24 protein-coding genes are annotated in these 21989 nt (G+C 62.8%); 11 read left to right on the forward strand and 13 right to left on the reverse strand.

Annotated features, from left to right (window positions below; all coding sequences use genetic code 11):
- Positions 1-31: 31 nt before the first annotated feature.
- From GGR00_RS23805 to GGR00_RS23840, 8 genes are all read left to right on the forward strand, one after another.
- Positions 32-1039 carry an ABC transporter permease gene (locus tag GGR00_RS23805; RefSeq protein ID WP_184701605.1) on the forward strand — a complete coding sequence of 336 codons (1008 nt, stop codon included), beginning with the start codon at positions 32-34 and terminating at the stop codon, positions 1037-1039.
- Positions 1036-1932, forward strand: coding sequence for an ABC transporter permease (locus tag GGR00_RS23810; protein ID WP_184701607.1), 897 nt, complete (start codon positions 1036-1038; stop codon positions 1930-1932). The genes GGR00_RS23805 and GGR00_RS23810 overlap by 4 nt, the downstream gene beginning before the upstream one ends.
- Positions 1932-2969 carry an ABC transporter ATP-binding protein gene (locus GGR00_RS23815; protein WP_184701609.1) on the forward strand — a complete coding sequence of 346 codons (1038 nt, stop codon included), beginning with the start codon at positions 1932-1934 and terminating at the stop codon, positions 2967-2969. Before GGR00_RS23810 ends, GGR00_RS23815 begins: the two co-directional genes overlap by 1 nt.
- The gene (locus GGR00_RS23820; RefSeq protein ID WP_184701611.1) at positions 2962-3786 is read left to right on the forward strand and encodes an ATP-binding cassette domain-containing protein; all 825 of its coding nucleotides are present in this window, start codon (positions 2962-2964) and stop codon (positions 3784-3786) included. The genes GGR00_RS23815 and GGR00_RS23820 overlap by 8 nt, the downstream gene beginning before the upstream one ends.
- A 440-nt stretch (positions 3787-4226) precedes the next feature.
- Complete coding sequence (locus tag GGR00_RS23825; protein ID WP_184701613.1) at positions 4227-5063, forward strand: DMT family transporter; 837 nt, start codon at positions 4227-4229, stop codon at positions 5061-5063.
- 216 nt (positions 5064-5279) lie between these two features.
- Positions 5280-6302 carry a putative 2-aminoethylphosphonate ABC transporter substrate-binding protein gene (locus GGR00_RS23830; protein WP_184701615.1) on the forward strand — a complete coding sequence of 341 codons (1023 nt, stop codon included), beginning with the start codon at positions 5280-5282 and terminating at the stop codon, positions 6300-6302.
- Between the two features lie 74 nt (positions 6303-6376).
- On the forward strand, positions 6377-7555 hold the full coding sequence (locus tag GGR00_RS23835; RefSeq protein ID WP_184701617.1) for a putative 2-aminoethylphosphonate ABC transporter ATP-binding protein: 1179 nt from the start codon (positions 6377-6379) through the stop codon (positions 7553-7555).
- Between the two features lies 1 nt (position 7556).
- The gene (locus GGR00_RS23840; protein WP_184701619.1) at positions 7557-9569 is read left to right on the forward strand and encodes a putative 2-aminoethylphosphonate ABC transporter permease subunit; all 2013 of its coding nucleotides are present in this window, start codon (positions 7557-7559) and stop codon (positions 9567-9569) included.
- A 2-nt stretch (positions 9570-9571) separates the two neighbouring features.
- Here the strand turns inward: GGR00_RS23840 and maiA are convergent, their stop codons facing one another.
- From maiA to hmgA, 3 genes are read right to left on the reverse strand one after another with little or no spacing between them, the layout of a single operon-like run.
- Positions 9572-10204 (reverse strand): maleylacetoacetate isomerase, encoded by a 633-nt coding sequence (maiA, locus tag GGR00_RS23845; RefSeq protein ID WP_184701621.1) that lies wholly within the window; start codon positions 10202-10204, stop codon positions 9572-9574.
- A 5-nt stretch (positions 10205-10209) separates the two neighbouring features.
- Positions 10210-11226 carry a fumarylacetoacetate hydrolase family protein gene (locus tag GGR00_RS23850; RefSeq protein WP_184701623.1) on the reverse strand — a complete coding sequence of 339 codons (1017 nt, stop codon included), beginning with the start codon at positions 11224-11226 and terminating at the stop codon, positions 10210-10212.
- 13 nt (positions 11227-11239) lie between these two features.
- The gene (hmgA, locus tag GGR00_RS23855) at positions 11240-12589 is read right to left on the reverse strand and encodes a homogentisate 1,2-dioxygenase (RefSeq protein WP_184701625.1); all 1350 of its coding nucleotides are present in this window, start codon (positions 12587-12589) and stop codon (positions 11240-11242) included.
- Between the two features lie 84 nt (positions 12590-12673).
- Between hmgA and GGR00_RS23860 the strand changes: the two genes are divergently transcribed.
- Positions 12674-13123, forward strand: coding sequence for a MarR family winged helix-turn-helix transcriptional regulator (locus tag GGR00_RS23860; RefSeq protein ID WP_184701627.1), 450 nt, complete (start codon positions 12674-12676; stop codon positions 13121-13123).
- Between the two features lie 139 nt (positions 13124-13262).
- Here GGR00_RS23860 and GGR00_RS23865 read toward each other — a convergent pair whose 3' ends face one another.
- Positions 13263-13730: an Lrp/AsnC family transcriptional regulator gene (locus GGR00_RS23865; protein ID WP_184701629.1), complete on the reverse strand. Its 468-nt coding sequence runs from the start codon at positions 13728-13730 to the stop codon at positions 13263-13265.
- A gap of 125 nt (positions 13731-13855) precedes the next feature.
- On the opposite strand from GGR00_RS23865, the gene hppD reads away from it, so the two are divergent.
- A complete protein-coding gene (hppD, locus tag GGR00_RS23870; protein ID WP_184701631.1) occupies positions 13856-14965 on the forward strand; it encodes a 4-hydroxyphenylpyruvate dioxygenase in 1110 nt (369 codons plus the stop codon).
- Between the two features lie 165 nt (positions 14966-15130).
- Positions 15131-15553, forward strand: a complete 423-nt coding sequence (locus GGR00_RS23875; protein ID WP_184701633.1) for a hypothetical protein — start codon at positions 15131-15133, stop codon at positions 15551-15553.
- Positions 15554-15557: 4 nt separating this feature from the next.
- Here GGR00_RS23875 and GGR00_RS23880 read toward each other — a convergent pair whose 3' ends face one another.
- The 9 genes from GGR00_RS23880 to GGR00_RS23920 form a co-directional block, all read right to left on the reverse strand.
- The gene (locus GGR00_RS23880; RefSeq protein ID WP_184701635.1) at positions 15558-15821 is read right to left on the reverse strand and encodes a hypothetical protein; all 264 of its coding nucleotides are present in this window, start codon (positions 15819-15821) and stop codon (positions 15558-15560) included.
- Positions 15822-15830: 9 nt separating this feature from the next.
- Positions 15831-16529 carry a hypothetical protein gene (locus GGR00_RS23885; protein ID WP_184701636.1) on the reverse strand — a complete coding sequence of 233 codons (699 nt, stop codon included), beginning with the start codon at positions 16527-16529 and terminating at the stop codon, positions 15831-15833.
- 59 nt (positions 16530-16588) lie between these two features.
- Positions 16589-17986: an APC family permease gene (locus tag GGR00_RS23890; protein ID WP_184701638.1), complete on the reverse strand. Its 1398-nt coding sequence runs from the start codon at positions 17984-17986 to the stop codon at positions 16589-16591.
- Between the two features lie 10 nt (positions 17987-17996).
- Positions 17997-18164, reverse strand: a complete 168-nt coding sequence (locus GGR00_RS23895) for a hypothetical protein (RefSeq protein WP_108610234.1) — start codon at positions 18162-18164, stop codon at positions 17997-17999.
- A 12-nt stretch (positions 18165-18176) separates the two neighbouring features.
- A complete protein-coding gene (locus tag GGR00_RS23900; protein WP_184701640.1) occupies positions 18177-18557 on the reverse strand; it encodes a hypothetical protein in 381 nt (126 codons plus the stop codon).
- 11 nt (positions 18558-18568) lie between these two features.
- Positions 18569-18886: a hypothetical protein gene (locus GGR00_RS23905; protein WP_184701642.1), complete on the reverse strand. Its 318-nt coding sequence runs from the start codon at positions 18884-18886 to the stop codon at positions 18569-18571.
- Between the two features lie 370 nt (positions 18887-19256).
- Entirely contained in the window at positions 19257-20192 is a 936-nt protein-coding gene (locus GGR00_RS23910; RefSeq protein WP_184701644.1) for an esterase-like activity of phytase family protein, read from the reverse strand.
- A gap of 11 nt (positions 20193-20203) precedes the next feature.
- Entirely contained in the window at positions 20204-21016 is an 813-nt protein-coding gene (locus GGR00_RS23915; RefSeq protein WP_184701646.1) for a polyphosphate polymerase domain-containing protein, read from the reverse strand.
- Entirely contained in the window at positions 20994-21578 is a 585-nt protein-coding gene (locus tag GGR00_RS23920; protein WP_210315120.1) for a DUF4956 domain-containing protein, read from the reverse strand. The genes GGR00_RS23915 and GGR00_RS23920 overlap by 23 nt, the downstream gene beginning before the upstream one ends.
- Positions 21579-21989: the final 411 nt, after the last annotated feature.

A 21989-nucleotide genomic window follows, 5' to 3' on the forward strand; every position in this document is an offset into this window, starting at 1 on the left:
CCGCCAAAGCTCCAACCAAAGGACATCGGCAATGCTGCATTTCATCCTGCGGCGGCTTCTGCTGCTCATACCGGTCATCGTCGGCCTGACGATCATCATGTTCGCCATCGCTCGCCTTCTGCCGGGCGATCCGGTGGCGCTCGCCGCAGGTCCGAACGCAACGCAGGCCGAAATCGCCTCACTTGCCGTCGAGTACGGCCTCGATAAGCCGATCTGGGTGCAATACGGCAACTATGTCGCCGGCCTGATGCATGGTGACCTCGGCACGTCGCTTTTGACCCGCCGCCCCGTCGCCGCCGATATAAAGGCCTACCTTCCCGCGACCCTCGAACTCGTCTTCGCAGCGATGTTCATTGCTGTCGTGGTCGGCATTCCGCTCGGCCTCATCACCGCCGTCTGGCGCAACCGCTGGCCCGACTACCTTGCCCAGGTCGGCGCCATCGGCGCGATCTCGATGCCCCGCTTCTTCCTCGGGCTCCTTCTGCAGCTCTGCTTTGCCATGTGGCTGATGTGGCTGCCGCTCGGCGGACGCCTGCCGATCGTCGTGATCCCGCCGCGCTTCGTCACCGGCTTCCTGACCATCGATTCATTAATTGCCGGCAACTGGAACGCCTTCTTCATGTCGCTCCGCCATCTGGCACTTCCGGCCATCGCCATGTCACTGTCCCCGCTCGCCACGATCATGCGCATGATGCGTGCCTCGACGATCGAGGTGATGCAGCAGGACTATGTGATGACAGCGCGCGCGCTTGGCCTGCCGCAGCGCAAGATCATCACCAAATACGTCGCCCGCAACGCCGTTTCGGCGACGCTGACAGTGATCGGCCTCTATTTCGGCTGGCTTCTCGGCGGCACCGTGCTGGTCGAGACCGTGTTCGACTGGCCGGGCCTCGGCCTCTACGCCACCAAGGCCATCGTCTCGCAGGACATGATGCCGGTGATCGGCGTGGCCTTGGTCATCGGCCTGCTCTTCGTCTTCGCCAACCTCGTCATCGACCTGCTCTACGGCGTCATCAACCCCAAGGTCCGCTACTCATGACCACGACCGAGCCCAACACCGCGGACGATTTCGCCACGCCGCGCCGCGACAGGCTGCGCCGTGCCTTCTTCCGCTTTTCGCAAAGCAAGCTGTCGATGCTGGGTGCGGCCATCGTCGCGGTGGTGATCTTCTTCACCGTCTTCGGCACCGTGCTGGCCCCCTACCCCGAACACGTCGGCGGCGGGGTCGACACCGCTTCGCGCTTCATCCCGCCGTCAGCGGCGCACCCGTTCGGCACCAACGAACTCGGCCAGGACGTGCTGTCGCTGGTCATGGCCGGCACCACGGTATCGGTGCTCGCCGGCTTCGGCGTGGTGCTCATCGGCTCGGTGATCGGCACGCTGGTCGGCGCCGTCGCTGGCTTTGCCCGTGGCTGGGTCGACGAGGTGCTGATGCGGCTGACCGACCTGACGCTGACCATCCCCGGCCTGATCCTTGCCATGGCGATTGCCGCGGCCCTCGGCTCGGGCTTCGGCAACATGGTGATCGCGATCGCCCTGTCATGGTGGCCCGGCTACGCGCGGCTGGTGCGCGGCGAGGTGCTGGCAGCGCGCGAGGAAGTCTACGTTACCGCTGCGCGTGCGCTCGGCGCCACGCCCAAGCGCATCCTCTTCCGCCACATCCTGCCCAACGTCGTGTCGCCGATCATCGTCAAGATGTCGCTCGACATGGGCTTTGCCATCCTGACCGTCGCCGGCCTCGGCTTCATCGGTATCGGCGTTCGTCCCCCGACGCCCGAATGGGGCACACTCTTGTCCGTTTCGCGTTCCTATATGCCCGACTACTGGTGGACGGCGATGGCGCCCGGCATGGCGATGTTCCTCGCGGTGTTCGGCTTCAACCTGCTCGGCGATGGCCTGCGCGACATCCTCGATCCGAAGGCGAGGCGCTGATGACCCAACCTCTCCTTTCCATCCGCGACCTGCACCTCCGGATGTCCAGCTTCGACGGCCGGGCACATGTGCTGAACGGCATCAACCTCACCGTCAACCGGGGCGAGATCTGGGGGCTCGTCGGCGAAAGCGGCTGCGGCAAGTCGCTCACCGGTCTGTCGGTATCGCGCTTGCAGCCGACGCCGCCGGCGCACTACACGGCGGGCGAGATCCTGCTCGAAGGCCATGACCTGCTCAAGCTCAGCCAGGCTGAGATGCAGCGCCTGCGCGGCAAGCGCATCGGCATGATCTTCCAGGACCCGACGACCAACCTCAATCCGGCCTTCCGCATCGGCGACCAACTTGTCGACGTGGCGCTGGCCGCGGCCGAGCGCGATCCCGACGTGATCGGCTGCTCGCCCAATGCCGGCCGGCGCGAACGCCGCCAGGCCGCACGCAAGCTCGCCGGCGAGATGCTCGCGCGCGTCGGCATCCCCAACGCGCTGGCACGGCTCAACGACTACCCGCACCAGTTCTCGGGCGGCATGCGCCAGCGCGTGCTGATCGCCATGGCGCTGATCGGCCGGCCTGACCTCCTGATCGCCGACGAGCCGACGACGGCGCTCGACGTCTCGGTCCAGGCGCAGATCCTCGAGCTCATCAAGAACAGCGTCAAAGACTTCGACATGGGCGTCGTTCTGATCACCCACAATCTCGGCGTCGTCGCCCAGACATGCAGCCACGTCGCCGTCATGTATGCCGGCAACATCGTCGAAAGCGGACCGGTCGCAGCCGTCATCGGCAATCCGGTCCACCCCTACACACGCGCCTTGATGTCGGCGATCCCGACCCGCGAAACCAGGCGCGGCGAGCTTCGCGGCCTGGCCGGCTCGGTTCCGAACCTGATCACCCCGCCGCCGGGCTGCCGCTTCGCCCCGCGCTGCCAGTTTGCCCAACCCGCCTGCACCGCTGCCATGCCGACGCCGGTCTCGGTAGGCGACAGCCATGCCGCCGCCTGCATTCGCGTCAACGAAATGGAGGCGCTCGTCGATGACTGAGATCATGCTTGAAATCGATAACGTCTCGAAGATCTATCCCGGCCGACGCGGCATCTTCGGCTCGTCGCCTGAAGTCCATGCGCTGAAGAACGTCTCGCTCAGCGTGCGCAAGGGCGAGAGCTTCGGCCTCGTCGGCGAAAGCGGCTCGGGCAAGACGACGCTGACCCGCTCCATCCTGCACCTGGAAACGCCGACCTCGGGCAGCATCCGCGTCCAGGGCCAGGACCTGGGCAAGCTGTCCGACGCCGAACTGCGCCGCCTGCGCTCGCGCGTCCAGATCGTCTTCCAGGATCCCTACGCCTCGCTCAACCCGCGCATGTCGGTCTACGACATCATCACCGAGCCGTTGGTGATCCACCACGAGACGCTCGGCCTGACCAACAGGCAGCGCAGCGACCGAGCTGCGGAGCTGCTTTCGCTCGTCGGCATGGGTCCGCAGCACCTGCACCGCTATCCGCACGAATTCTCCGGCGGCCAGCGCCAGCGCATCTGCATCGCGCGCGCCCTCGCCTCGGGCCCGGAACTGCTGCTGCTCGACGAGCCGACCTCGGCTCTCGACGTCTCTGTGCAGGCCCAGGTACTCAATCTGCTGTGCGAACTTCAGGATCGCCTCGGCCTGACCTACTTCTTCATCAGCCACGATCTCGCCGTCGTCCGCTATCTCTGCGACCGTGTCGCGCTGATCAACCGCGGCGAACTCGTCGAACAGGGCGACTGCGCCGACATTTTCGACGCTCCGGAAAGCGAGTACGCTCGCATGCTGATCGGCGCGATGCCGGAAGTGAAAGTACCTGCAAGCGCTGGTCGCGGCGGCTAGATCGAGCCTCGAACCGGCTCATCGTTGATCTGTTCGTCCTCTCCAAGCAGGCCCTCCATTGAGAGCCTCGGAGTGGGATGACGATGAGTTGACTGTGCTTTCCGATCCGACCGCCTTCGGCCGATCCCCAAACTCTGTCTGAAAAGTCACGGCATATCGCATCGGCATGTCGCCATTTGACGGTCACGATATCGTCCAGCGTCTACAAGGAAGGCGCCATCAAAGCGGTGACAAACCTACCAACATCAAGACCTTCTCGTTATCGTCAGCCCGAGCGCTATTGTCTTGAGCCGGCAAATCAGATGAGTGTCGATGAGGGCGCGTTCGCGCTCCCTCATTTGCGTGGAGGGGAAATGCTGTTGCCGACTTCCAGGAAGCGTCGTCCTCTCCGGACTCGCCTCGATCCCTTCTCCGACTGCACTCCGTGAAAGCCTGATCGCATGTCCGGCTTTGCCCTTACCATCGTCCTGGTCGCGGCCTTCCTGCATGCGAGCTGGAACGCCGTCGTCAAGGCGGCGACAGATCGCGCCGTCGTTCTTGCCGCCGTCTCGGCCACCCATGCCACGCTCGGCACGGTGCTGGTCCTGTCAGCGCCGGCGCCATCGCTGGAGAGCTGGATCTACATCCTGCTCTCGACCGTCATCCACTTCGGCTACTACATCTTCCTGTTCCAGTCGTACCGATTCGGCGACTTGAGCCAGGTCTATCCCATCGCACGCGGCCTTGCCCCGGCCCTCGTCGCTTTCGGCGCCTATGTGATGATCGGCGAAACCCTGCCGCCGCTGGGCTGGGCCGGGCTTGCCGCCGTCACCTTCGGCATCGCCTTTCTCGCCTTCCAGCGCGGTGCCGCCAACGCCGATCCGCGCGCCGTGGCCGCTGCGGCGATCAACGGCCTTCTGATCGCCTCCTATTCGGTCATCGACGGCATCGGCGTTCGCCTGTCCGACAGCCCGTTCGGCTACATGGGCTGGCTGTTCCTGCTCGAATTCCCGGTCACGTTGTTCGTCTTGTTCCGCCGCCGCGGCGCGTCCCATACCATCGACCGCAAGACCGTCATGCTCGGACTTGTCGGCGGCCTTGGTGCCGTCGCGGCCTATGGGCTTGTCATCTATGCCAAGACCATCGCCCCGCTCGGGGCAGTCTCGGCGGTGCGGGAATCGAGCGTCATCATCGCCGCGCTGATCGGACTGTTCATCTTCGGCGAGCGGCCCTGGCCGGCGCGCATCGTCTCGGCCGTCATCGTCGCTTGCGGCGTCATCGCCCTCGCCTTTTCCTGACGGCGGACTGACCCCGAACACGTTTGTCGCATCGCCATACAGCTCATAAGCTGAGGCTACAGTATTATAAAAAGAATAGATTTTACTTATTGACCCCTCGTTCCCAGTATCAGCCTTGGACGAGGCGCAATCGGGGCAATCGCGGCACGCGCATCCCTGCTCAGACCTCTCCCAATCAGAACGTGCCTAAGCGATTCAAATGGGAGCCAGATATCCATGAACCAGAAGAAAAACTTCGCGCTTGCTGCTGTTACCACCATGCTGATGTCCTCGGCTGCCTGGGCAGAGACCGAGCTTACCGTCTACACGGCGATCGAGGCCGAAGACCTCAAGCGTTACGCCGAGACGTTCAACCAGGACCATCCTGACATCAAGCTGAACTTCATCCGCGACTCGACCGGCGTCATCACCGCCAAGCTGCTGGCCGAGAAGGACAACCCGCAGGCCGACGTGATCTGGGGACTGGCCGCCACCTCGCTTCTGGTGCTCAAGGCCGAAGGCATGCTTGAGCCCTATGCGCCGAAGGGCGTCGATCTGCTCAAGCCCGAATATGTCGACAAGGACACGCCACCGGCATGGGTCGGCATGGACGGCTGGGCGGCGTCGATCTGCTACAACACCGTCGAGGGCCAGAAGCTCGGCCTGACCGCGCCCCAGAGCTGGAAGGACCTGACCAAGCCCGAATACAAGGGTCATGTGGTGATGCCGAACCCGGCATCCTCCGGCACCGGCTATCTCGACGTGTCGAGCTGGATCCAGCTGTTCGGCGAAAAGGAAGGCTGGACCTACATGGACGGCCTGCACCAGAACATCGCCACCTACACCCATTCCGGCTCCAAGCCCTGCAAGATGGCGGCCGCCGGTGAAACGGTGATCGGCATCTCCTTCGAGTTCCGTGCAGCCAAGTCCAAGGCCGAGGGTGCGCCGATCGACATCATCATTCCCGAGGAAGGCATCGGCTGGGACATGGAAGCCTCGGCGCTCGTCGCCGGCACGGCCAAGGAAGAAGCCGCCAAGACGCTCATCGACTGGTCTGTCTCGAAGAAGGCCAACGAGATGTACAATGTCGGCTGGGCCATCGTCGCCATGCCGGGCGTTGCCAAGCCGGTCCCACACCTGCCCGCCAACATCGAAGAGAAGATGATCAAGAACGACTTCGAATGGGCGGCCAACAACCGCAATACGATCCTTGCAGAGTGGGCCAAGCGCTACGACTCCAAGTCCGAGCCGAAGAGCTGACGGCCAAAGCCGTCGACCGACGGGCGTCGCCACGCGCGACGCCCGAACTCTTGCCCCCAAGCCGGATGGTTACGATGAGACACGAAACCCTCGCCGGGCAGCCGCGACTTCCGACTGAAGTGAGCGCCATGAACGCCGCCAGCCTGAACGTGAAGCCAGCCTATCTCAACATCTCGAACGTCTGGAAAGCCTTCGGCGAGTTCCACGCGCTGAAGGACATCTCGCTCGATATCAGGGAAGGCGAATTCGTCTGCTTCCTCGGCCCGTCTGGCTGCGGCAAGACCACGCTGCTGCGCGCCATCGCCGGCCTCGACCTGCAGACCCGCGGGTCCATCCATCAGGGCGGGCGCGACGTGTCGACCTTGCCGCCATCCAAGCGCGACTATGGCATCGTGTTCCAGTCCTACGCGCTGTTTCCCAACCTGACGATCGCCAAGAACATCGCCTTTGGGCTGGAGAATACCAAGCGCCCACGCGCCGAGATCGCAAGCCGCGTCACCGAACTGCTCAAGCTGGTCGGCCTGCCCGACCAAGGCAACAAATATCCGGCCCAGCTCTCCGGCGGCCAGCAGCAGCGCATTGCCCTCGCCCGCGCCATCGCCATCTCGCCAGGCTTGCTTCTGCTCGACGAGCCGCTGTCGGCGCTCGATGCCAAGGTGCGCACCCATCTGCGCCACGAGATCAAGGAACTGCAGCGCAAGCTCGGCGTCACCACCATCATGGTCACCCACGACCAGGAGGAAGCTCTGTCTATGGCCGACCGCATCGTGGTGATGAACCATGGTGTCATCGAGCAGATCGGTACGCCGACTGAGATCTACCGACACCCCGCGACGCTGTTCGTCGCCGACTTCATCGGCGAGGCGAACAAATTTGCCGCCAACGCCGACAAGGGCGGCGTGAGCTTCGGTGCCAAGGCTTTCAGATCCGCTCCGCATCAGTTCGGCCCTGGCACCCCGGTCATTGCGGCGATCAGGCCCGAAGACGTCATTCCGCATGGACCCGGAGCCCGCTCCCCGGGTGCGCCCGACATCGTGCAGCAGCCGGAGAACCTGCTCGACGTGACCATTGGAGAAATGGAGTTCCTGGGCTCGTTCTGGCGCACGCGCCTACGCGGCAAGGAGCTTGGCGATGAAACGCTGATCGCCGATTTCTCGATCAATGCCGCCCGCCGTCTTTCGCTGGCGGAAGGCGGTGCCCTGACAGTCGAACTGCCCGAAGATCGCCTGCTGGTCTTTCCCGGGAGGGCATGACATGGCCATGGCAATCGACACTCCCCTGCCCGCCGGACGGACGCTGAAGCTCGCCCTCGACAAGGACGAGGCGATCAAGCGTGGTCTGATGATCGTGATCGCGCTGTACCTGCTGGTCGCGCTCGCAGCCCCCCTCTACGTCATGCTGTCCAAGTCGTTTTCGACCTACAGCTTCGACCTCGCCAAATTCGAGTTCCAGGTCAGCGACAGCGCCGGCAACTGGGGCGATCCGGTCACCGCCGCGGCACTCAATGGCGAGCTCAACGCCATTCCCGAGGAGAAGCTTGGGACCAATTCCGACGGCCGCCTGCAGGCAACGAGCTTCTTTCCCGAATTCAGCTTCCGTAGTCCGGTCAAATACAAGATCCGAGGCACGACACCGGACGCGACCTATCTTGTCGGCCTGCAACTGCACAGCGGCACCGAATGGCAGGAATTCGACTCCAATGCGTTCCGCAGGGTGATGCTAAGGCCCTCGCGGGCGATCGGTCTGGAGAACTACGCCACCTACTTCTCGACGCCGACGCTGTTCCGCTCGATCGAGAACTCGGTCTTCATCGCCGTCATCAGCACCATCGTCACCGTCGGGCTGGCCTTCGGTTTCGCCTATGCGCTGAACCGCAGCTGCATGCGTTTCAAGGACGCATTCAAGCTCGTCGCCATGGTACCGATCCTGGTGCCGTCCCTGCTGCCCGGCATCGCCCTCATCTACCTCTTCGGCAACCAGGGCCTGTTCAAGGACGTGCTGATGGGCGCGTCGATCTACGGTCCGCTCGGCATCGTTGTCGGCTCGGTGTTCTTCGCCTTCCCCCACGCCATGATCATCATCTCGACGGCGCTGGCCATATCCGATCAGCGCCACTACGAGGCCGCCGCTTCGCTGCGGGCCAGCCGGTGGCGCACCTTCTGGACGGTTACCATACCGGGCGCGCGCTACGGCCTGATCTCCGCCGCCTTCGTGGTGTTCACCCTTGTCATCACCGATTTCGGCCTGCCCAAGGTCATCGGCGGCCAGTACAACGTTCTTGCCGTCGACATCTACAAGCAGGTCATCGGCCAGCAGAATTTCGAGATGGGCGCGGTAGTCTCGGTCATCCTGCTGATTCCGGCCATCGCCGCCTTCGTCGTCGACCGCATGGTCACCAAGAAGCAGGTGGCACTGCTGTCGGCTCGCTCAGTGCCTTATCAGCCCAAGCCCAATCGCGGCTTCGACGCGCTCTGCCTCGCCTGGTGCGCGCTGATCGCCGTGTTCATCATCGGCATCATGGTCACCAGCCAGTTCGCCGCACTGGTCAAGCTCTGGCCTTACGACCTCAGCCTCAGCCTCAAGCACTTTGCCTTCGACCGCATGGATGGCGGCGGCTGGGGTTCCTACTACAACTCCATCCGCTTGGCAGCGCTGACGGCGATCATCGGCACGGCCATCATTTTCGTCGGCGCCTACATGGTGGAGAAGACCGAAGGTTTTCGCTCAGGTCGCTCGGCCTTTCAGTTCCTGGCCATGCTGCCCATGGCTGTGCCGGGCATGGTGCTTGGCCTCGCCTACATCTTCTTCTTCAACGATCCGGCCAACCCGCTGCACGCTATCTACGGGACCATGACGATCCTGGTGGTCTGCACCATCACCCATTTCTACACGGTAGGGCACCTGACTGCGCTGACGGCGCTGAAGCAGATCGACCAGGAATTCGAACCGGTGGCGGCGTCGCTCAAGCAGCCCTTGTACAAGCTGTTCGCCCGCGTCACGGTTCCGGTCTGCCTGCCGGCGATCCTCGACATCTCGATCTACCTGTTCGTCAATGCGATGACGACGGTGTCGGCCGTGGTGTTCCTCTATTCGAAGGACACCGCGCTGGCCTCGGTCGCCGTGCTCAACATGGACGATGCCGGCGACGTCGCCCCGGCGGCGGCCATGGCGATGATGATCTTCTACACCAACATCGCAGCGCGCCTGATCCACCTGCTCCTCTCCAAGGTGCTAATCGCGCGGACGCAGGCCTGGAGAGCGAGATAAGTCTACTTGACCCGGTCGGGATGAGCCTTGGCGAAAGCGTCGAGTTGCTCGCACCGGCCGGCAATGTCGAGGACGCGCGGCAGGCCCGAGATGTCGACGTCCCAGCGCCTGGCGTTGTAGACCTGCGGCACCAGGCAGAAATCGGCCATGGCTGGCGTGTCGCCGTGGCAGAATTGACCGGTCGAGGGGTGCTCCAGCAGCCGTTCGAAAGCAGCCAGCCCATCGCCGATGAACTTCTGCATCCAGGCGTCGCGCGCTGCTTCGCCATCGGTCGCAACCCGCATCAGCTCGACAACCACGCCGGTGTTGCAGACGGCGTGGATTTCCATGGCGATGGCATAAGACAACTGGCGCACACGCTGGCGCCCGACGGGATCGGAGGGCAGGAAACCGGCTGCCCTGGTCTCGTTGAGATATTCGATGATCGCCAGCGACTGGGTGAAGGCATGGCCGTCGACCTCCAACACGGGCACTAGCCCTTGCGGGTTTCGCGCCAGATGCCCGGCCGATTTCTGGTCCTTCGCCAACAGATCGACGGACACCGAACGAAACTCCTCGCCCAGCATGTTGAGCGCGATACGCACGCGATAGCTCGCGGACGAACGCCAGTAGTCGAACAGAACGGTTTCGCTCATGCGATTCAGGCCTTCTCGTATTTCGCCACGGTCTGCTCGATGGCGCCAAATATCGAGTGGCCCGTCTTGTCGTGCATCTCGATGCGGACCAGGTCGCCGAACTTCAGGAACGGCGTTTTCGCAGCCCCCGTTTCGATGGTCTCGATCGTCCTGATTTCGGCGATGCAGGAATAGCCCGCACCGCCTTCGGCAACCGGCTTGCCAGGTCCGCCGTCGAGCTTGTTGGAGACCGTGCCCGAGCCGATGATCGTGCCGGCGCAGAGCGGCCGGGTTTTCGCAGCATGGGCGACGAGCTGGCCGAAATCGAAAGTCATGTCGAGGCCGGCATTGGCCCGGCCAATTGGCTTGCCGTTGACGCCGACAAGGAGTGGCAAGTGCAGCTTGCCGCCGTCCCAGGCGTTGCCCAACTCGTCCGGGCTGACCGCAACCGGCGAGAACGCCGTCGACGGCTTGGATTGGAAAAAGCCAAAACCCTTGGCGAGTTCCGCCGGGATCTGGCCGCGCAACGAAACGTCGTTGACCAGCATGACCAGCCGTATGGCGTCCCGCGCCTCTTCGACAGACGCGCCCATCGCCACATCGTCGACGATGACGGCAACCTCGCCTTCGAGGTCGATGCCCCAGGCCTCGTCGGCCATGACGATCGGATCGCGCGGACCGAGGAACGAGTCCGAACCACCCTGATAGATCAGCGGATCGGTCCAGAAGCTTGCCGGCATCTCGGCGCCGCGTGCCTTCCGCACCAGCTCGACATGATTCACATAGGCAGACCCATCGGCCCACTGATAGGCGCGCGGCAAAGGCGAGGCCGCATCATGCTCGTGGAAGCGCATCGTCGGCTGGCTGCCAGTCTCAATGCCTTCGGCGACATTGGCCAGCCGCGGGCCGACATGGGCCCAGTCGTCGAGTGCCGCCTGCAGCGTGCGGGCGATGTGGCCAACCTCGGAACAGCTGGTGAGGTCCTTCGAGACCACGACCAGCCGGCCGTCGCGGGTGGAGTCTTTCAGCGTCGCGAGTTTCATGGTGTTCCCGTCTTCACTTGATGCCTGGTGTGCCGTCGAACTTGCGTTCCAGACCATCCCAGCAATCGATGTAATTGTCCTGCAGTGTTTCCAACTCGGCGGCAAATTTCGTCAGTTGCTGGGGAAAGCGCGTCTCGAACATGAAGGCCATGGTGTGGTCGAGCTTGACCGGCTTGAGTTCGCCGTTCGACGCCTTCTCGAAGCCCATGGCATCCGGTCCGTGCGGCAACATCATGTTGTGCAGGCTCATGCCGCCAGGCACGAAGCCCTCTTCCTTGGCGTCGTACTGGCCGTAGATCAGACCCATGAACTCGCTCATGATGTTGCGGTGATACCAGGGCGGGCGGAAGCTGTGCTCGGCGACAAGCCAGCGCGGCGGGAAGATGACGAAATCGACATTGGCCGTGCCTGCCTCTTCCGTCGGGGCGGTCAACACCGTGAAGATCGACGGATCGGGATGGTCGAACAGGATGGCACCGACCGGCGAGAAGGTGCGCAGGTCATATTTGAACGGCGCATAGTTGCCATGCCAGGCGACGACGTCGAGCGGCGAATGGCCGATCTCCGTGACATGGAACTTGCCGCACCATTTGACCAGCACGCGGCAAGGCGTTTCCTTGTCCTCATAGGCAGCCGTCGGCGTCTTGAAGTCGCGCGGATTGGCCAGGCAGTTGGCGCCGATCGGGCCCCGGTCGGGCATCGTGAACTTGGCGCCGTAATTCTCGCAGATGTAGCCACGCCGCATCTCGCCCTCGCCGAGGCGCGAGACCTTGAACATCATGCCACGCGGGATCAGGCAGATCTCCGATGGCTCGACGTCGATGATGCCCATTTCGGTAAAGATGCGGATCGACCCCACCTCGGGCACGATCAGCAGTTCGCCGTCGGCATTGAAGAAATAGTCGTCGTCCATGTCGTCGTTGAAGGCATAGACATGTGCGGCCATGCCAACCTGGGTCATCGCATCCCCCGCCGTCGTCATGGTGCGGATGCCCTGGATGAAATTCGTCCTGTCGTTGGGCTCAGGCAGCGGACCCCAGCGCAGCTGTCCGAGCGCAAGAGAATGATCGTCGAGGCAAGGCGCGGTCTTCCAGTGCGGATAGCTGGCGCCCGAAAACCGCTTGGTGTGACGAACGCTCGGGCGGATACGGTAGAGCCAGGAGCGCTCGTTGGTGCCGCGCGGCGCGGTGAATGGCGAGCCTGACAGCTGCTCGGCATAGAGGCCGTAATTGCACTTCTGCGGGCTGTTCTGGCCCTGTGGCAGCGCGCCCGGCAGCGCCTCGGTCTCGAAGTCGTTGCCGAAGCCCGGCATGTATTTCAAGGCCGCGGCAGCAACCGCCTGCTTTTCGGTTTTGTCCAGCATGGCTTGCACCTCCCGTCAGCACATGAGATCGTCTAATTGGTTGCAATTGTAACCGTTGATTTTGTAACTATCAAAGGCTGCACGATGCCTCCGCCCTTCGATCTCGAGAGCTTCCTGCCCTATCGGCTGAACCGCGCCGCCGAGCTGATCAGCCTGAGCTTCGCACGCGAATACAAGCAGCGCTACCAGATGACACGGCCGGAATGGCGCACGCTCGCAGCTCTCGGCAGCGCCGGGCGAATGACGGCGACAGAGGTCGGCGCCCATTCCAACATGCACAAGACCAAGGTCAGCCGCACCGTGGCAGCACTCGCCGGGCGCCGCTGGCTGAAGCGGCGCGAGAACGAGTCCGACCGCAGGGTCGAGCATCTCGAACTCACCGCCGCCGGCCTCAGGGCCTATGGCGAGATCGCCGACCTTGCGCGTACATATCAGGCGAGCCTGGAAGCTGCGCTCGGATCAGGCGCCATCGAGCGCATCGAGGCGGGGCTGGCCGAGGTCGAGCGGGCGTTGCTGGAAAAGAGGCGACCGTAGTCCCCCTCCCTCTTGTGGGGAGGGGTCGGGCGTGGGGGTACCTCTTTGCCAGTGGCGCGCCTAGCCACACCCCCACCCTTTATCCCTCCCCCGAAGGGGGAGGGAGGGCGTCCACGTCGCGCTCGACTTAGCCGCGCCCCTACCCTATCGGCAGCGGCCCGAACTGCTTCAGCGTCGTCAGCACGATCGCCGTCTTCACGTGCTGCACGGAATCATGCGGCAACAGCACTTCGTTGACGAAACGCGACAGGTCCGACAGTCCCCGGACCGCGACCTTGATGTGGTAGTCCATCTCGCCGGTCAGCGAATAGGCCTCGAGCACTTCGGGCAGGTCGTTGACCAACCGGGCGAAACGCTGGGCATTGTCGCGGTTGTGGGTGGCAAGCGTCACCGAGATCACCACCAGCAGGTCGAGCCCCAATCGCTCGCGGTCGAGCATCGCCTGGTAGCCGCGGATGAAGCCTTCCGCCTCCAGCCGGGCGCGCCGCCGCGAGCATTGCGAAGCCGACAGCGCAATCTTCTCCGACAGTTCGTTGTTGGTTAGACGTCCGTCGAGCTGCAGTTCGCGCAGGATCTTGAGGTCGAACTGGTCGAGTGCTTCATTCATTGCACAAAACTCCCATTCCATGCACGCTTCACGCATAAACCAGCCCAAAGAGGATCACAATGCAAGCACATTGCATCGATTTGGGAGCACACTATGCGCAACCCCATTTCTGAGGAGGATTTGCCATGGGTCCATTCCCGCACGATGCGCCGCCGGCCAAGATCAACGCCGACAATCCCGCTGGCACCGACGGCTTCGAGTTCGTCGAGTTCGCGCACCCCGAGCCCGAGAAGCTGGAAGAGCTTTTCACCCGCATGGGCTACCAGCCCGTCGCGCGCCACAAGACCAAGAAGATCACCGTCTGGCGCCAGGGCGACATCAACTACATCGTCAATGCCGAGCCGGGCAGCCATGCCATGCGCTTCGTCAACGACCATGGCCCCTGCGCTGCCTCGATGGCCTGGCGGGTGGTCGATGCCAAGCACGCCTTCGATCACGCGGTGTCGAAAGGCGCTACACCCTACACCGGTACCGACAAGGCGCTCGACGTGCCGGCCATCGTCGGCATCGGCGGCTCGCTGCTTTACTTCGTCGACAAGTACGGCGCCAAGGGCTCTGCCTACACGGCGGAATTCGACTGGCTCGGCGAAACCGATCACAAGCCTGAAGGAGTCGGCTTCTACTTCCTCGACCACCTGACCCACAATGTCTATCGCGGCAACATGGACAAGTGGTGGGACTTCTACCGCGAGTTGTTCGGCTTCAAGCAGATCCATTTCTTCAACATCGACGGCCGCATCACCGGCCTCGTCAGCCGCGCCATCACCTCGCCCTGCGGCAAGATCCGCATCCCGCTGAACGAGTCCAAGGATGACACCAGCCAGATCGAGGAATACCTGCGCAAGTACAAGGGCGAAGGCATCCAGCACATCGCCGTCGGCACCGACGACATCTATGCCGCCACCGACAGGATCGCCGACAAGGGACTGAAGTTCATGCCCGGCCCGCCCGATACCTACTACGAGAAGTCGCACGCCCGCGTGCACGGCCATGACGAGCCGATCGAGCGCATGAAGACGCACGGCATCCTGATCGACGGCGAAGGCGTGGTCGACGGCGGCATGACCAAGATCCTGCTGCAGATCTTCTCCAAGACCGTGATCGGCCCAATCTTCTTCGAGTTCATCCAGCGCAAGGGCGACGAGGGCTTCGGCGAAGGCAACTTTCGCGCGCTGTTCGAATCCATCGAGGAGGACCAGATCCGCCGCGGCGTGATCTCGCAGACAGCCGCCTGACGGCGACGTTACATAGGCCTCTGTTGGGGCGGATTGCACGCAGGGCAATCCGCCCCTCTTTTTTGGCGTTCAACCACAAGTTTGATCCAGCACAAGGAACGCCGCCGCCCAGCCTGCCACACTTGCGCGGGATGAGGATCTCCTCACCCATCGGGAGGTAGCGAAATGAGCGGGATACCGCAGGCCCACGAACTTTGGCGCTCAGCCGTGCTCCATTACAAGGATTGGCGCCAGCGCCGGGCAGCCGTGCTAGAGATCAGCCAGCTTGGCAACGACGGCGAACGCATGCTCGCGGAGTGCGGACTGACGCGGTCGGACTTCAGGCAGGCGATGCGCGCTGCCTTCGCCTCGAAGATCCTGCTGCCTGAGGCCGTCAAGTCCAAGGGCGTCGATGCCGAGATATTCGAGAACCGCTACCCGGTGTGGAACCGCGACATGCGCCGGACCTGCATGATGTGCTCGGCGCGACGCCTTTGCAGCGACCGGCTTTCCTCGGGCGAGTTCGAAGCGTCCTATCGGGATTTCTGCCCCAACGCAGGCAGCCTCGACGCCCTGGCTGAGCGCCGCGATTGCCGGTTGGCGGGCTGACAGGTCAGGCCCTGGGAGCCATGACACTGAGCAGACGGGCGCGGCGATAAGCATCGGGGATTGACAGCGCCCAGACGAACAGGCCGCCGGCGTGCCGGCCGATGAACGAGGTTTCGGGCGTCGTGGTGACATAGGAAATCACCGCGAACAGGACGACGAAGAAAGCAAAGGCAAGCCCTCGCTTGGGATCGCGGACCGCGACGTGACCGGCGCCCGGCAGGACGACCGCCAAGGCGAGCACGAGATAGGGGTTGATCGGCTTGGCCATCGATCTTCCTCAGGCTGCTTCATAGGCCAATGCTGCGCGCTCGTCCTCGGCAAGGACGGCGCTCAGCGCTTCGGCCTCGGCAAGGGCGGCACGCACGAGTTCGGGCGGTATGGCGGTCAGCGGAAAGCGCGCCTGCCGGAGCACTTTGTGCGCACCGGGCTCGCCTTGCGCGGCTTGCCTTATGATGCGCGTGCCGCCCGGCGTGATGACGGCTTCCTTGACCGTGGGATCGACAAACAGGTTCCTGAACAGTGCCGAGACTCGCTCGGCCTGCCAGGCCGTCGCGCGGCCATCGCCACGCATCAGCAATGATGCTTCCGTCTCGGGAGGCGCCATCCAGTCCGGCATGTCGTGGACGAGCGAATAATATTCGGCGCCGGTCGGGCGGGCCAGCGCTCCAATGGTCGGCCGCGAACGGTTGCGCTGCTCGCTGAGCGTGACCCTGAGCCAGAGCTGGGGCAAACGGCGCGTGACCATGGTGTCGGCGATGAGTTCGATCTTTGCCTGCCTGCCATCTTCGAGCCGGCCCACGACGACAGGAAAATGATCGGGCCCGAAACTGATGCGGGAACTGGCAAACAGCCTCGCAGCGTCGTCGAGCAGGCCTTTGCGCTCGGCCAGTGCAGCGTGGTGATCGCGAACGGCGCACATGCCCATCCAGCCGCATGCAGCCGCGGCGAAGACTGAGAGGGCGATGGTGGTGAGCATTGGGGCCGCCTTGTTGCGAAAATGGCGGCGCGAGGTCCGCGCCGCCATTCCCTGGTAGGTCAGTAACCGACTGGCTTCGGCCAGGGCATGGTGAACTGGTCGCCGCGGCGCACGAACTGGTAGCGCCGGAAGTGGAACCAGAGCGATGCCACGATGTAGAAGCACATCATCGCGCTGAGCTGCGTGCCATAGCCGAGGAACACGGCGAAATAGGCGGTCGAGCACAGGATCAGCAGGACGATCGTCGGCAACGGGTGGAACGGATGCACATAGCCGCGCTTGATCGTGTCGAGCGGCCACTTGTTACGGAACATCACCATGTTGAAGGTCATGAAGGTGTATCCGAGCAAACCCGACAGGATCGAGAAGGTCACGACCTGGTCAAGCGGTGCGCCGAGCGCGAAGATAAGCGCGATCGGAACAAGGAAGACGATGGCGCGGTAGGGCGTCCGGTAGACCGGATGCACGGCACCGAACCAGCTCGGCAGGTAGCGGTCGCGGCCCATCGAGAACCAGGCGCGCGAGGCGTCGTTGATGCAGCCATTGGCCGACGCCAGCGTGGCGAAGGTCGTGCCGACGAACAGCAGGATCATCAAGCCGGTGCTGCCGGTGACGCGAGCGGCATCGAACAGCGGTGTACCCGCCTGGCCGAGATATTCCCACGGCACCAGGCCCGAGCAGACATACCAGGTCATGGTCGCGGCAATCAGCAGTGTCATGATGCCAGCCATGGTTCCGTAGGGCAGCGAACGTGCCGGCGAGCGCACTTCCTCGGCCGCCTGGCAGGTGCCTTCGATGCCGAGATAGTACCAGAGGCCAAAATGCAGCGCCGCAACGATGCCTACCCAGCCGTAAGGCAGCGGATCGGTGGTAACCGCCGAGAAGTCGAGCGGAACGTTGGAGGCGCCGAACTGCACGGAGACGAACAGCGTGATGATCGCCAGGAAGGCGACTGCGGTGATGACCAGATTGAAGGTCAGCGTCGCCAGCACGCCGCGATAGTTTAGCCACGCCAGGAACATGATGGCGAGGATGATGAAGGGCTGCTGATTGAGCCCGGAATGCCCTTGCATGCCCGCAACCGTGTCGAGCAGGAAGCCGACGGTGATCGCGTTGGCCGCCTCCAGCATGGTGTAGGCCATGACCAGGAACAGGCCGACATTAAAGGCCATCAACGGGCCGACGATGTGCTTGGCCTGGGCATACTGGCCGCCAGCCGCGGCGACCGTCGACGTCACCTCGGAATCGATCATGGCGACGCAGGTATAGAGCAGGCCGGCAACCCAGCAGGCGACGAGACCGGCGATCATGCCACCTTTGCCGACCGAGAAGTTCCAACCCATATATTCGCCGACGAGCACGATGCCGACGCCGAGCGCCCAGATATGGGCCGGGCCCAGCACGCGCAGCAGCTGAAGCCGTTCAGGCTCCCCTGCCGTTGAAGTTACATTTGCCATCGTCGTCCCCTCAGATCTCGTGGCGCTCTGCCGTCGCCTCGATCTCGCCTTCGCGAGAGGAGATCAGCAGTTCGTTGTCATAGGTGGTGTCGATGCGGATGAGGTCGATGAGCATCAGCACGCCGAACATGGCCGAGAGTGCCCAAGCCACGTATTCCAGGATGTTCCAGGTATCCATAGTGGCCTCTCCCTATGGCTTCTTGCCGAAGCGTTCTTCGATGACTTCGCGATATTCCTTGTCGGACAGCCGTACGACCATGACGAAGTAGCCGATGACCAGCACCGCCATGACGATCAGCGCGACCCAGCTGAAGCTGTAGTCGAACCGGGCGGTGATGATGTCATTGGCTGCTGCCGGATCGGTGATGCCGAGAGCGGCCCATTGCTGCTGCTCGGTGGCGTTCTGGCCGAGCGCTTCCCAGGTCGGGTTGGCGATTGGGTTGGGCACCTTGGCGGCGCCGGCGAGGCCCAGGTAGAGCGGAATGTAGAGCGCGCCGACGGTGAGCACGAGCAAAGTCAGGACGTCAAAAATCTGGCCCGCGAGGCCCTGTTTTGGAGGTTTGTAAGCCATTGTGCGTTTCCTCAGCCTCGGCGACGCCGCATCTCGTCGAGATGCTTGAGGTCAAGGCCATAGATGAAGTGTTTGTCTTCGACGTAGTGGCGCAGCATGGCGACGATGGCCGCCGTGTTGAACGTCAGCACCAGCGCGCAGGCGATCGACAGGATCACGCGGATGGCGGGCAGCGAGATGTAGGACCAGACGCTGAACAGAGCAAACAACATGGTGCACCACAGCACCACGACAAAAATCACAAGGCCTGCTCGATCGCGTCCGTGCATCTTGTCGATGCGCTGCTCAAGCGTCGCATCTCCGCTTCGATGGGCTAGTGTTGCTTCCATTTTCCTCCTCCTCTCGGCCGTTTTCGGCTTCATTATGCGGGAAATTAATTTCCCCTGAGGAATGTCCGGCAAACTTAAATTGCTGTCAAGTGAAGCCGCGATCACATGCCGCACCCAGGCTTTAGGCCAGAGCAGAACGACATTGAAACGATTGAGTTTTATGGATTTGGCAGGATGTCGGAAATTTTACGGGACAGGCCCGAAGCCCCATGCGGAGGGGTCACAAAGGACGTTTTGGCTGCCAAAGCGTCAATTTGAGGTGGCGATACGGGAGTCACAAACGGTCGGCGTCGGGAGAGCGACACTCATGATTTTCGGCAGGCAATGATGCCTGCCGAGTTGATTGATCGGCCAAGCGGCTACAGCGAACTCAGTCCGGCTTGATGACCGAAAACAGGACGAATTCAGTCGACGGCGTTTCCTTCTTGGTCTTGTCGGTCACGGCCAGATAGAGCTCGTCGGTGAGACGGGCCATGCCTTCGAAGTTGTCGTTCAGCAGCGTGCTGGCACCTGCATCGAGTTCCGTCGCCGTGCATGTCTCGGCAGCGCAGGCCTGCGGGTCGACGACGCGCAACCGGCCAATGCTCGGACCGCCCTTGGTTTCACGCGTGCGTTCGAGCACCAGCAATTGCCCGCCGGGCATCGTCTCGATGGCCTTCAGGTTGCTTCGCTTGGGCTGGAAGGTCGGGAAAGTCCAGCGTCCGCCATCCAGGCCGTAGATCGTGTGCGTGTCGCCGGGCTGGCCCTGCATCGCCTCCTCCGGCGCCGTCACGATGCCGCGATCGATCGTGGCGGCCACCGCTTCCAGCCGGCTGTTCGGCTCATTGTATTGGGCGACGTCCGACAACGTGCCCGGCAGAGTCAGCGCTTCGATCGGCGTGCCGTCGGGCTTGAAGCGATGGATCGCGGGACCGTCCTCGAAGGCGACGAGGAGCTCGCCGTCCGACGGCGTGCCGTTGTCGCCATTCACCACGGCGAGCCCTTCGGCATTGACGAGCGCGGGGGTCGTGCCGGTGGCGAGCTGAACCGAAAACACCGGCTCCATGCTGGCGATCTTGTTGTCTTTGATCTCCACGCGGAAATGATGCAGCACGCCGTCGTCCGAAACCGCATAGAGCAATTTGTCGTCCGCATCCCAGGCCAGGCCGGACAGTTCGTTGATGTTGTGACCGCCCGGTCCACTGGCCGGGCTGGCCTTGCTGTCGAGCAAGGTCAGCGCGAAGCTGGACGACTGTGCCATCGCCAAGGATCCAGGCGCCAGGACCGTGGTGCACAGAAGCAGTGCCGGCAAGATTTTCTTGATCATCTCGTTTTCTCCTATTGTTGGGTGGCCATGGGCTGTGCCCCTTGGCTGGGAAAGCCGCCAAGCTTGCGCAAGGCCGGCAGGAACTTGTTGTGCTTGGTGCCTGGGTTGAGCAGCGCGGTGCCGACGCAATATTTCGAGCACCGTTTCGTCGGATGCTGATGCAGCGCCCTCAGTATGGCGTCTGCAACACCATTGCCGTTGGCCGACTTCGTTTCGATGATGAACAGGCCATCGTCGACGGCGTGCTGTGCCTCCGGAGTGAAGAACTGCAGGCCACAATCGATCGTCATGCGCTCGCCGCCTTGCTTGGCGACCAGCGTCATGCGCCGGTAGCGCATGTCGATGACGCGGGACAGCTGGTGCGGAAAGGGCTGGCCGTACTGGGCTCGGTACACGTCGTCGATGTAGGTGATGGCCGCATCGTCCAGGACACCGAACTTCGCCGGATCCCGGTCGAGGCGCTTCTTGACGGTGATGCCGCGCTTGTCCTTCAGCTTGACTTCAAGGAAGCAAAGGCCAGCCTCGGCATAGCGGCGAACCCTGACCTTGGCGCGCTGGCGCCTGCCCTGGTGGTGGTCGAAATAGCTGCGCCGGTCGGCATCGTCGAAGTAGCAGGTCTCGTAGGTGAAGGCCCGCAATCCATCGATTTCGAGCATGTCGAAAGCCTGGGCCAGGTCGCCGGCGGCGTGCTTGAGCACGGTGGCGTCGACGACGTACTTGTTGTCCAGCCGCTCGAGCATGGCGGCTTTGCCGTTCAGCTGGGAAAGGCTGATGGGCAAGAAGCCGCGCTCCAGCCAGGAGTCAGTGCTTGCGATAATGGACATTGAGCTTCGCCATTTCGGTGATGTAATCGAGCTGGAGGACCTGGTAGGACAGCACATCGACGCCGAGCCGTGTGGACAGCTCCGCGCGCATGGCCACCGGATCCGACAGCAGCGCCAGATGGATCTTGTCGAGCGAGACCTTGGTGCCGCTGACAGACTGAAGCATCTTCGGATGGTCGATGACGTAGGCACCGATCAGCACGAACAGCACGGTTGCGGCCGCGAACGGGATTGTGGTTCCTTGCACGGAGGAAATCACCGCAATGGCGACGCTGCCGAAGAAATAGGTCATCTCCGTCTTGCTGAGCGGTTCGGAGCGAAGCGTGAAAAGCGCCAGGATCGCAAACAGACCGAAGCCGGCTGCCACGCCGAAATCGACCACCGAAAGCACGGTGAGGACCGCGAAAACAAAAATGTTGAACAATGCGGCGGCGGTGACGAGTTCCTTGTCGCGATAGCGCCGGTAGTACATGCCGAACAACAGGATCGACATGCCGGTGACGTCCACGGCAAAGCGCACGAATTCCATGACGAAGAGGTTCTGCAGCAGTTGAGGTGTCATTTCGACCTCCCCTTGCGAACGAGGCGTGTACCCACGCGGGCTGCCTCGAATGGGTTAAGCAGCAAGCAGCCCGGAGGCGCTGACGGACAAAGGGTTGGCATGTTCCATCTCCTGAATTTTTTGCCGCCATGGCGGCGACGTCAGGAAGAACGGACGAAAACAGACTCTATTCCGCCGCAGGCAACTTTTTTCTGCGATTGGGAAAATTGAGATAAGTAACGTAATTCAATGCCTTACAATCAGGTGCACCGGTCTTTATGAAAGACTGATGACAATTTCATGAATGACGCCGGCTTCCAAACGGACATCTTTGATTATCTTGAAAGGCGCTAATATTAGCCCGTGCCGTTGCTGACCACCGAATGGATACGGGTGCGGGCACAGATCCAAGACAAAGAAAAAGCCGCCGCG

It is taken from the genome of Aminobacter aganoensis, assembly GCF_014206975.1.
GTDB lineage: Bacteria > Pseudomonadota > Alphaproteobacteria > Rhizobiales > Rhizobiaceae > Aminobacter > Aminobacter aganoensis.

Excerpts from the sequence above, each read along its gene's own strand:
- GGR00_RS23920 (WP_210315120.1), bottom strand. The coding sequence starts at position 21,578 with ATGACACCTCAACTGCTGCAGAACCTCTTCGTCATGGAATTCGTGCGC.
- GGR00_RS23875 (WP_184701633.1), top strand. The coding sequence starts at position 15,131 with ATGAGCGGGATACCGCAGGCCCACGAACTTTGGCGCTCAGCCGTGCTC.
- GGR00_RS23900 (WP_184701640.1), bottom strand. The coding sequence starts at position 18,557 with ATGGCTTACAAACCTCCAAAACAGGGCCTCGCGGGCCAGATTTTTGAC.
- GGR00_RS23880 (WP_184701635.1), bottom strand. The coding sequence starts at position 15,821 with ATGGCCAAGCCGATCAACCCCTATCTCGTGCTCGCCTTGGCGGTCGTC.
- GGR00_RS23910 (WP_184701644.1), bottom strand. The coding sequence starts at position 20,192 with ATGATCAAGAAAATCTTGCCGGCACTGCTTCTGTGCACCACGGTCCTG.
- GGR00_RS23915 (WP_184701646.1), bottom strand. The coding sequence starts at position 21,016 with ATGTCCATTATCGCAAGCACTGACTCCTGGCTGGAGCGCGGCTTCTTG.
- GGR00_RS23815 (WP_184701609.1), top strand. The coding sequence starts at position 1,932 with ATGACCCAACCTCTCCTTTCCATCCGCGACCTGCACCTCCGGATGTCC.
- GGR00_RS23840 (WP_184701619.1), top strand. The coding sequence starts at position 7,557 with ATGGCCATGGCAATCGACACTCCCCTGCCCGCCGGACGGACGCTGAAG.
- GGR00_RS23850 (WP_184701623.1), bottom strand. The coding sequence starts at position 11,226 with ATGAAACTCGCGACGCTGAAAGACTCCACCCGCGACGGCCGGCTGGTC.
- maiA (WP_184701621.1), bottom strand. The coding sequence starts at position 10,204 with ATGAGCGAAACCGTTCTGTTCGACTACTGGCGTTCGTCCGCGAGCTAT.
- hmgA (WP_184701625.1), bottom strand. The coding sequence starts at position 12,589 with ATGCTGGACAAAACCGAAAAGCAGGCGGTTGCTGCCGCGGCCTTGAAA.
- hppD (WP_184701631.1), top strand. The coding sequence starts at position 13,856 with ATGGGTCCATTCCCGCACGATGCGCCGCCGGCCAAGATCAACGCCGAC.
- GGR00_RS23885 (WP_184701636.1), bottom strand. The coding sequence starts at position 16,529 with ATGCTCACCACCATCGCCCTCTCAGTCTTCGCCGCGGCTGCATGCGGC.
- GGR00_RS23810 (WP_184701607.1), top strand. The coding sequence starts at position 1,036 with ATGACCACGACCGAGCCCAACACCGCGGACGATTTCGCCACGCCGCGC.
- GGR00_RS23890 (WP_184701638.1), bottom strand. The coding sequence starts at position 17,986 with ATGGCAAATGTAACTTCAACGGCAGGGGAGCCTGAACGGCTTCAGCTG.
- GGR00_RS23820 (WP_184701611.1), top strand. The coding sequence starts at position 2,962 with ATGACTGAGATCATGCTTGAAATCGATAACGTCTCGAAGATCTATCCC.
- GGR00_RS23860 (WP_184701627.1), top strand. The coding sequence starts at position 12,674 with ATGCCTCCGCCCTTCGATCTCGAGAGCTTCCTGCCCTATCGGCTGAAC.
- GGR00_RS23805 (WP_184701605.1), top strand. The coding sequence starts at position 32 with ATGCTGCATTTCATCCTGCGGCGGCTTCTGCTGCTCATACCGGTCATC.
- GGR00_RS23905 (WP_184701642.1), bottom strand. The coding sequence starts at position 18,886 with ATGGAAGCAACACTAGCCCATCGAAGCGGAGATGCGACGCTTGAGCAG.
- GGR00_RS23835 (WP_184701617.1), top strand. The coding sequence starts at position 6,377 with ATGAGACACGAAACCCTCGCCGGGCAGCCGCGACTTCCGACTGAAGTG.
- GGR00_RS23830 (WP_184701615.1), top strand. The coding sequence starts at position 5,280 with ATGAACCAGAAGAAAAACTTCGCGCTTGCTGCTGTTACCACCATGCTG.
- GGR00_RS23825 (WP_184701613.1), top strand. The coding sequence starts at position 4,227 with ATGTCCGGCTTTGCCCTTACCATCGTCCTGGTCGCGGCCTTCCTGCAT.
- GGR00_RS23865 (WP_184701629.1), bottom strand. The coding sequence starts at position 13,730 with ATGAATGAAGCACTCGACCAGTTCGACCTCAAGATCCTGCGCGAACTG.
- GGR00_RS23895 (WP_108610234.1), bottom strand. The coding sequence starts at position 18,164 with ATGGATACCTGGAACATCCTGGAATACGTGGCTTGGGCACTCTCGGCC.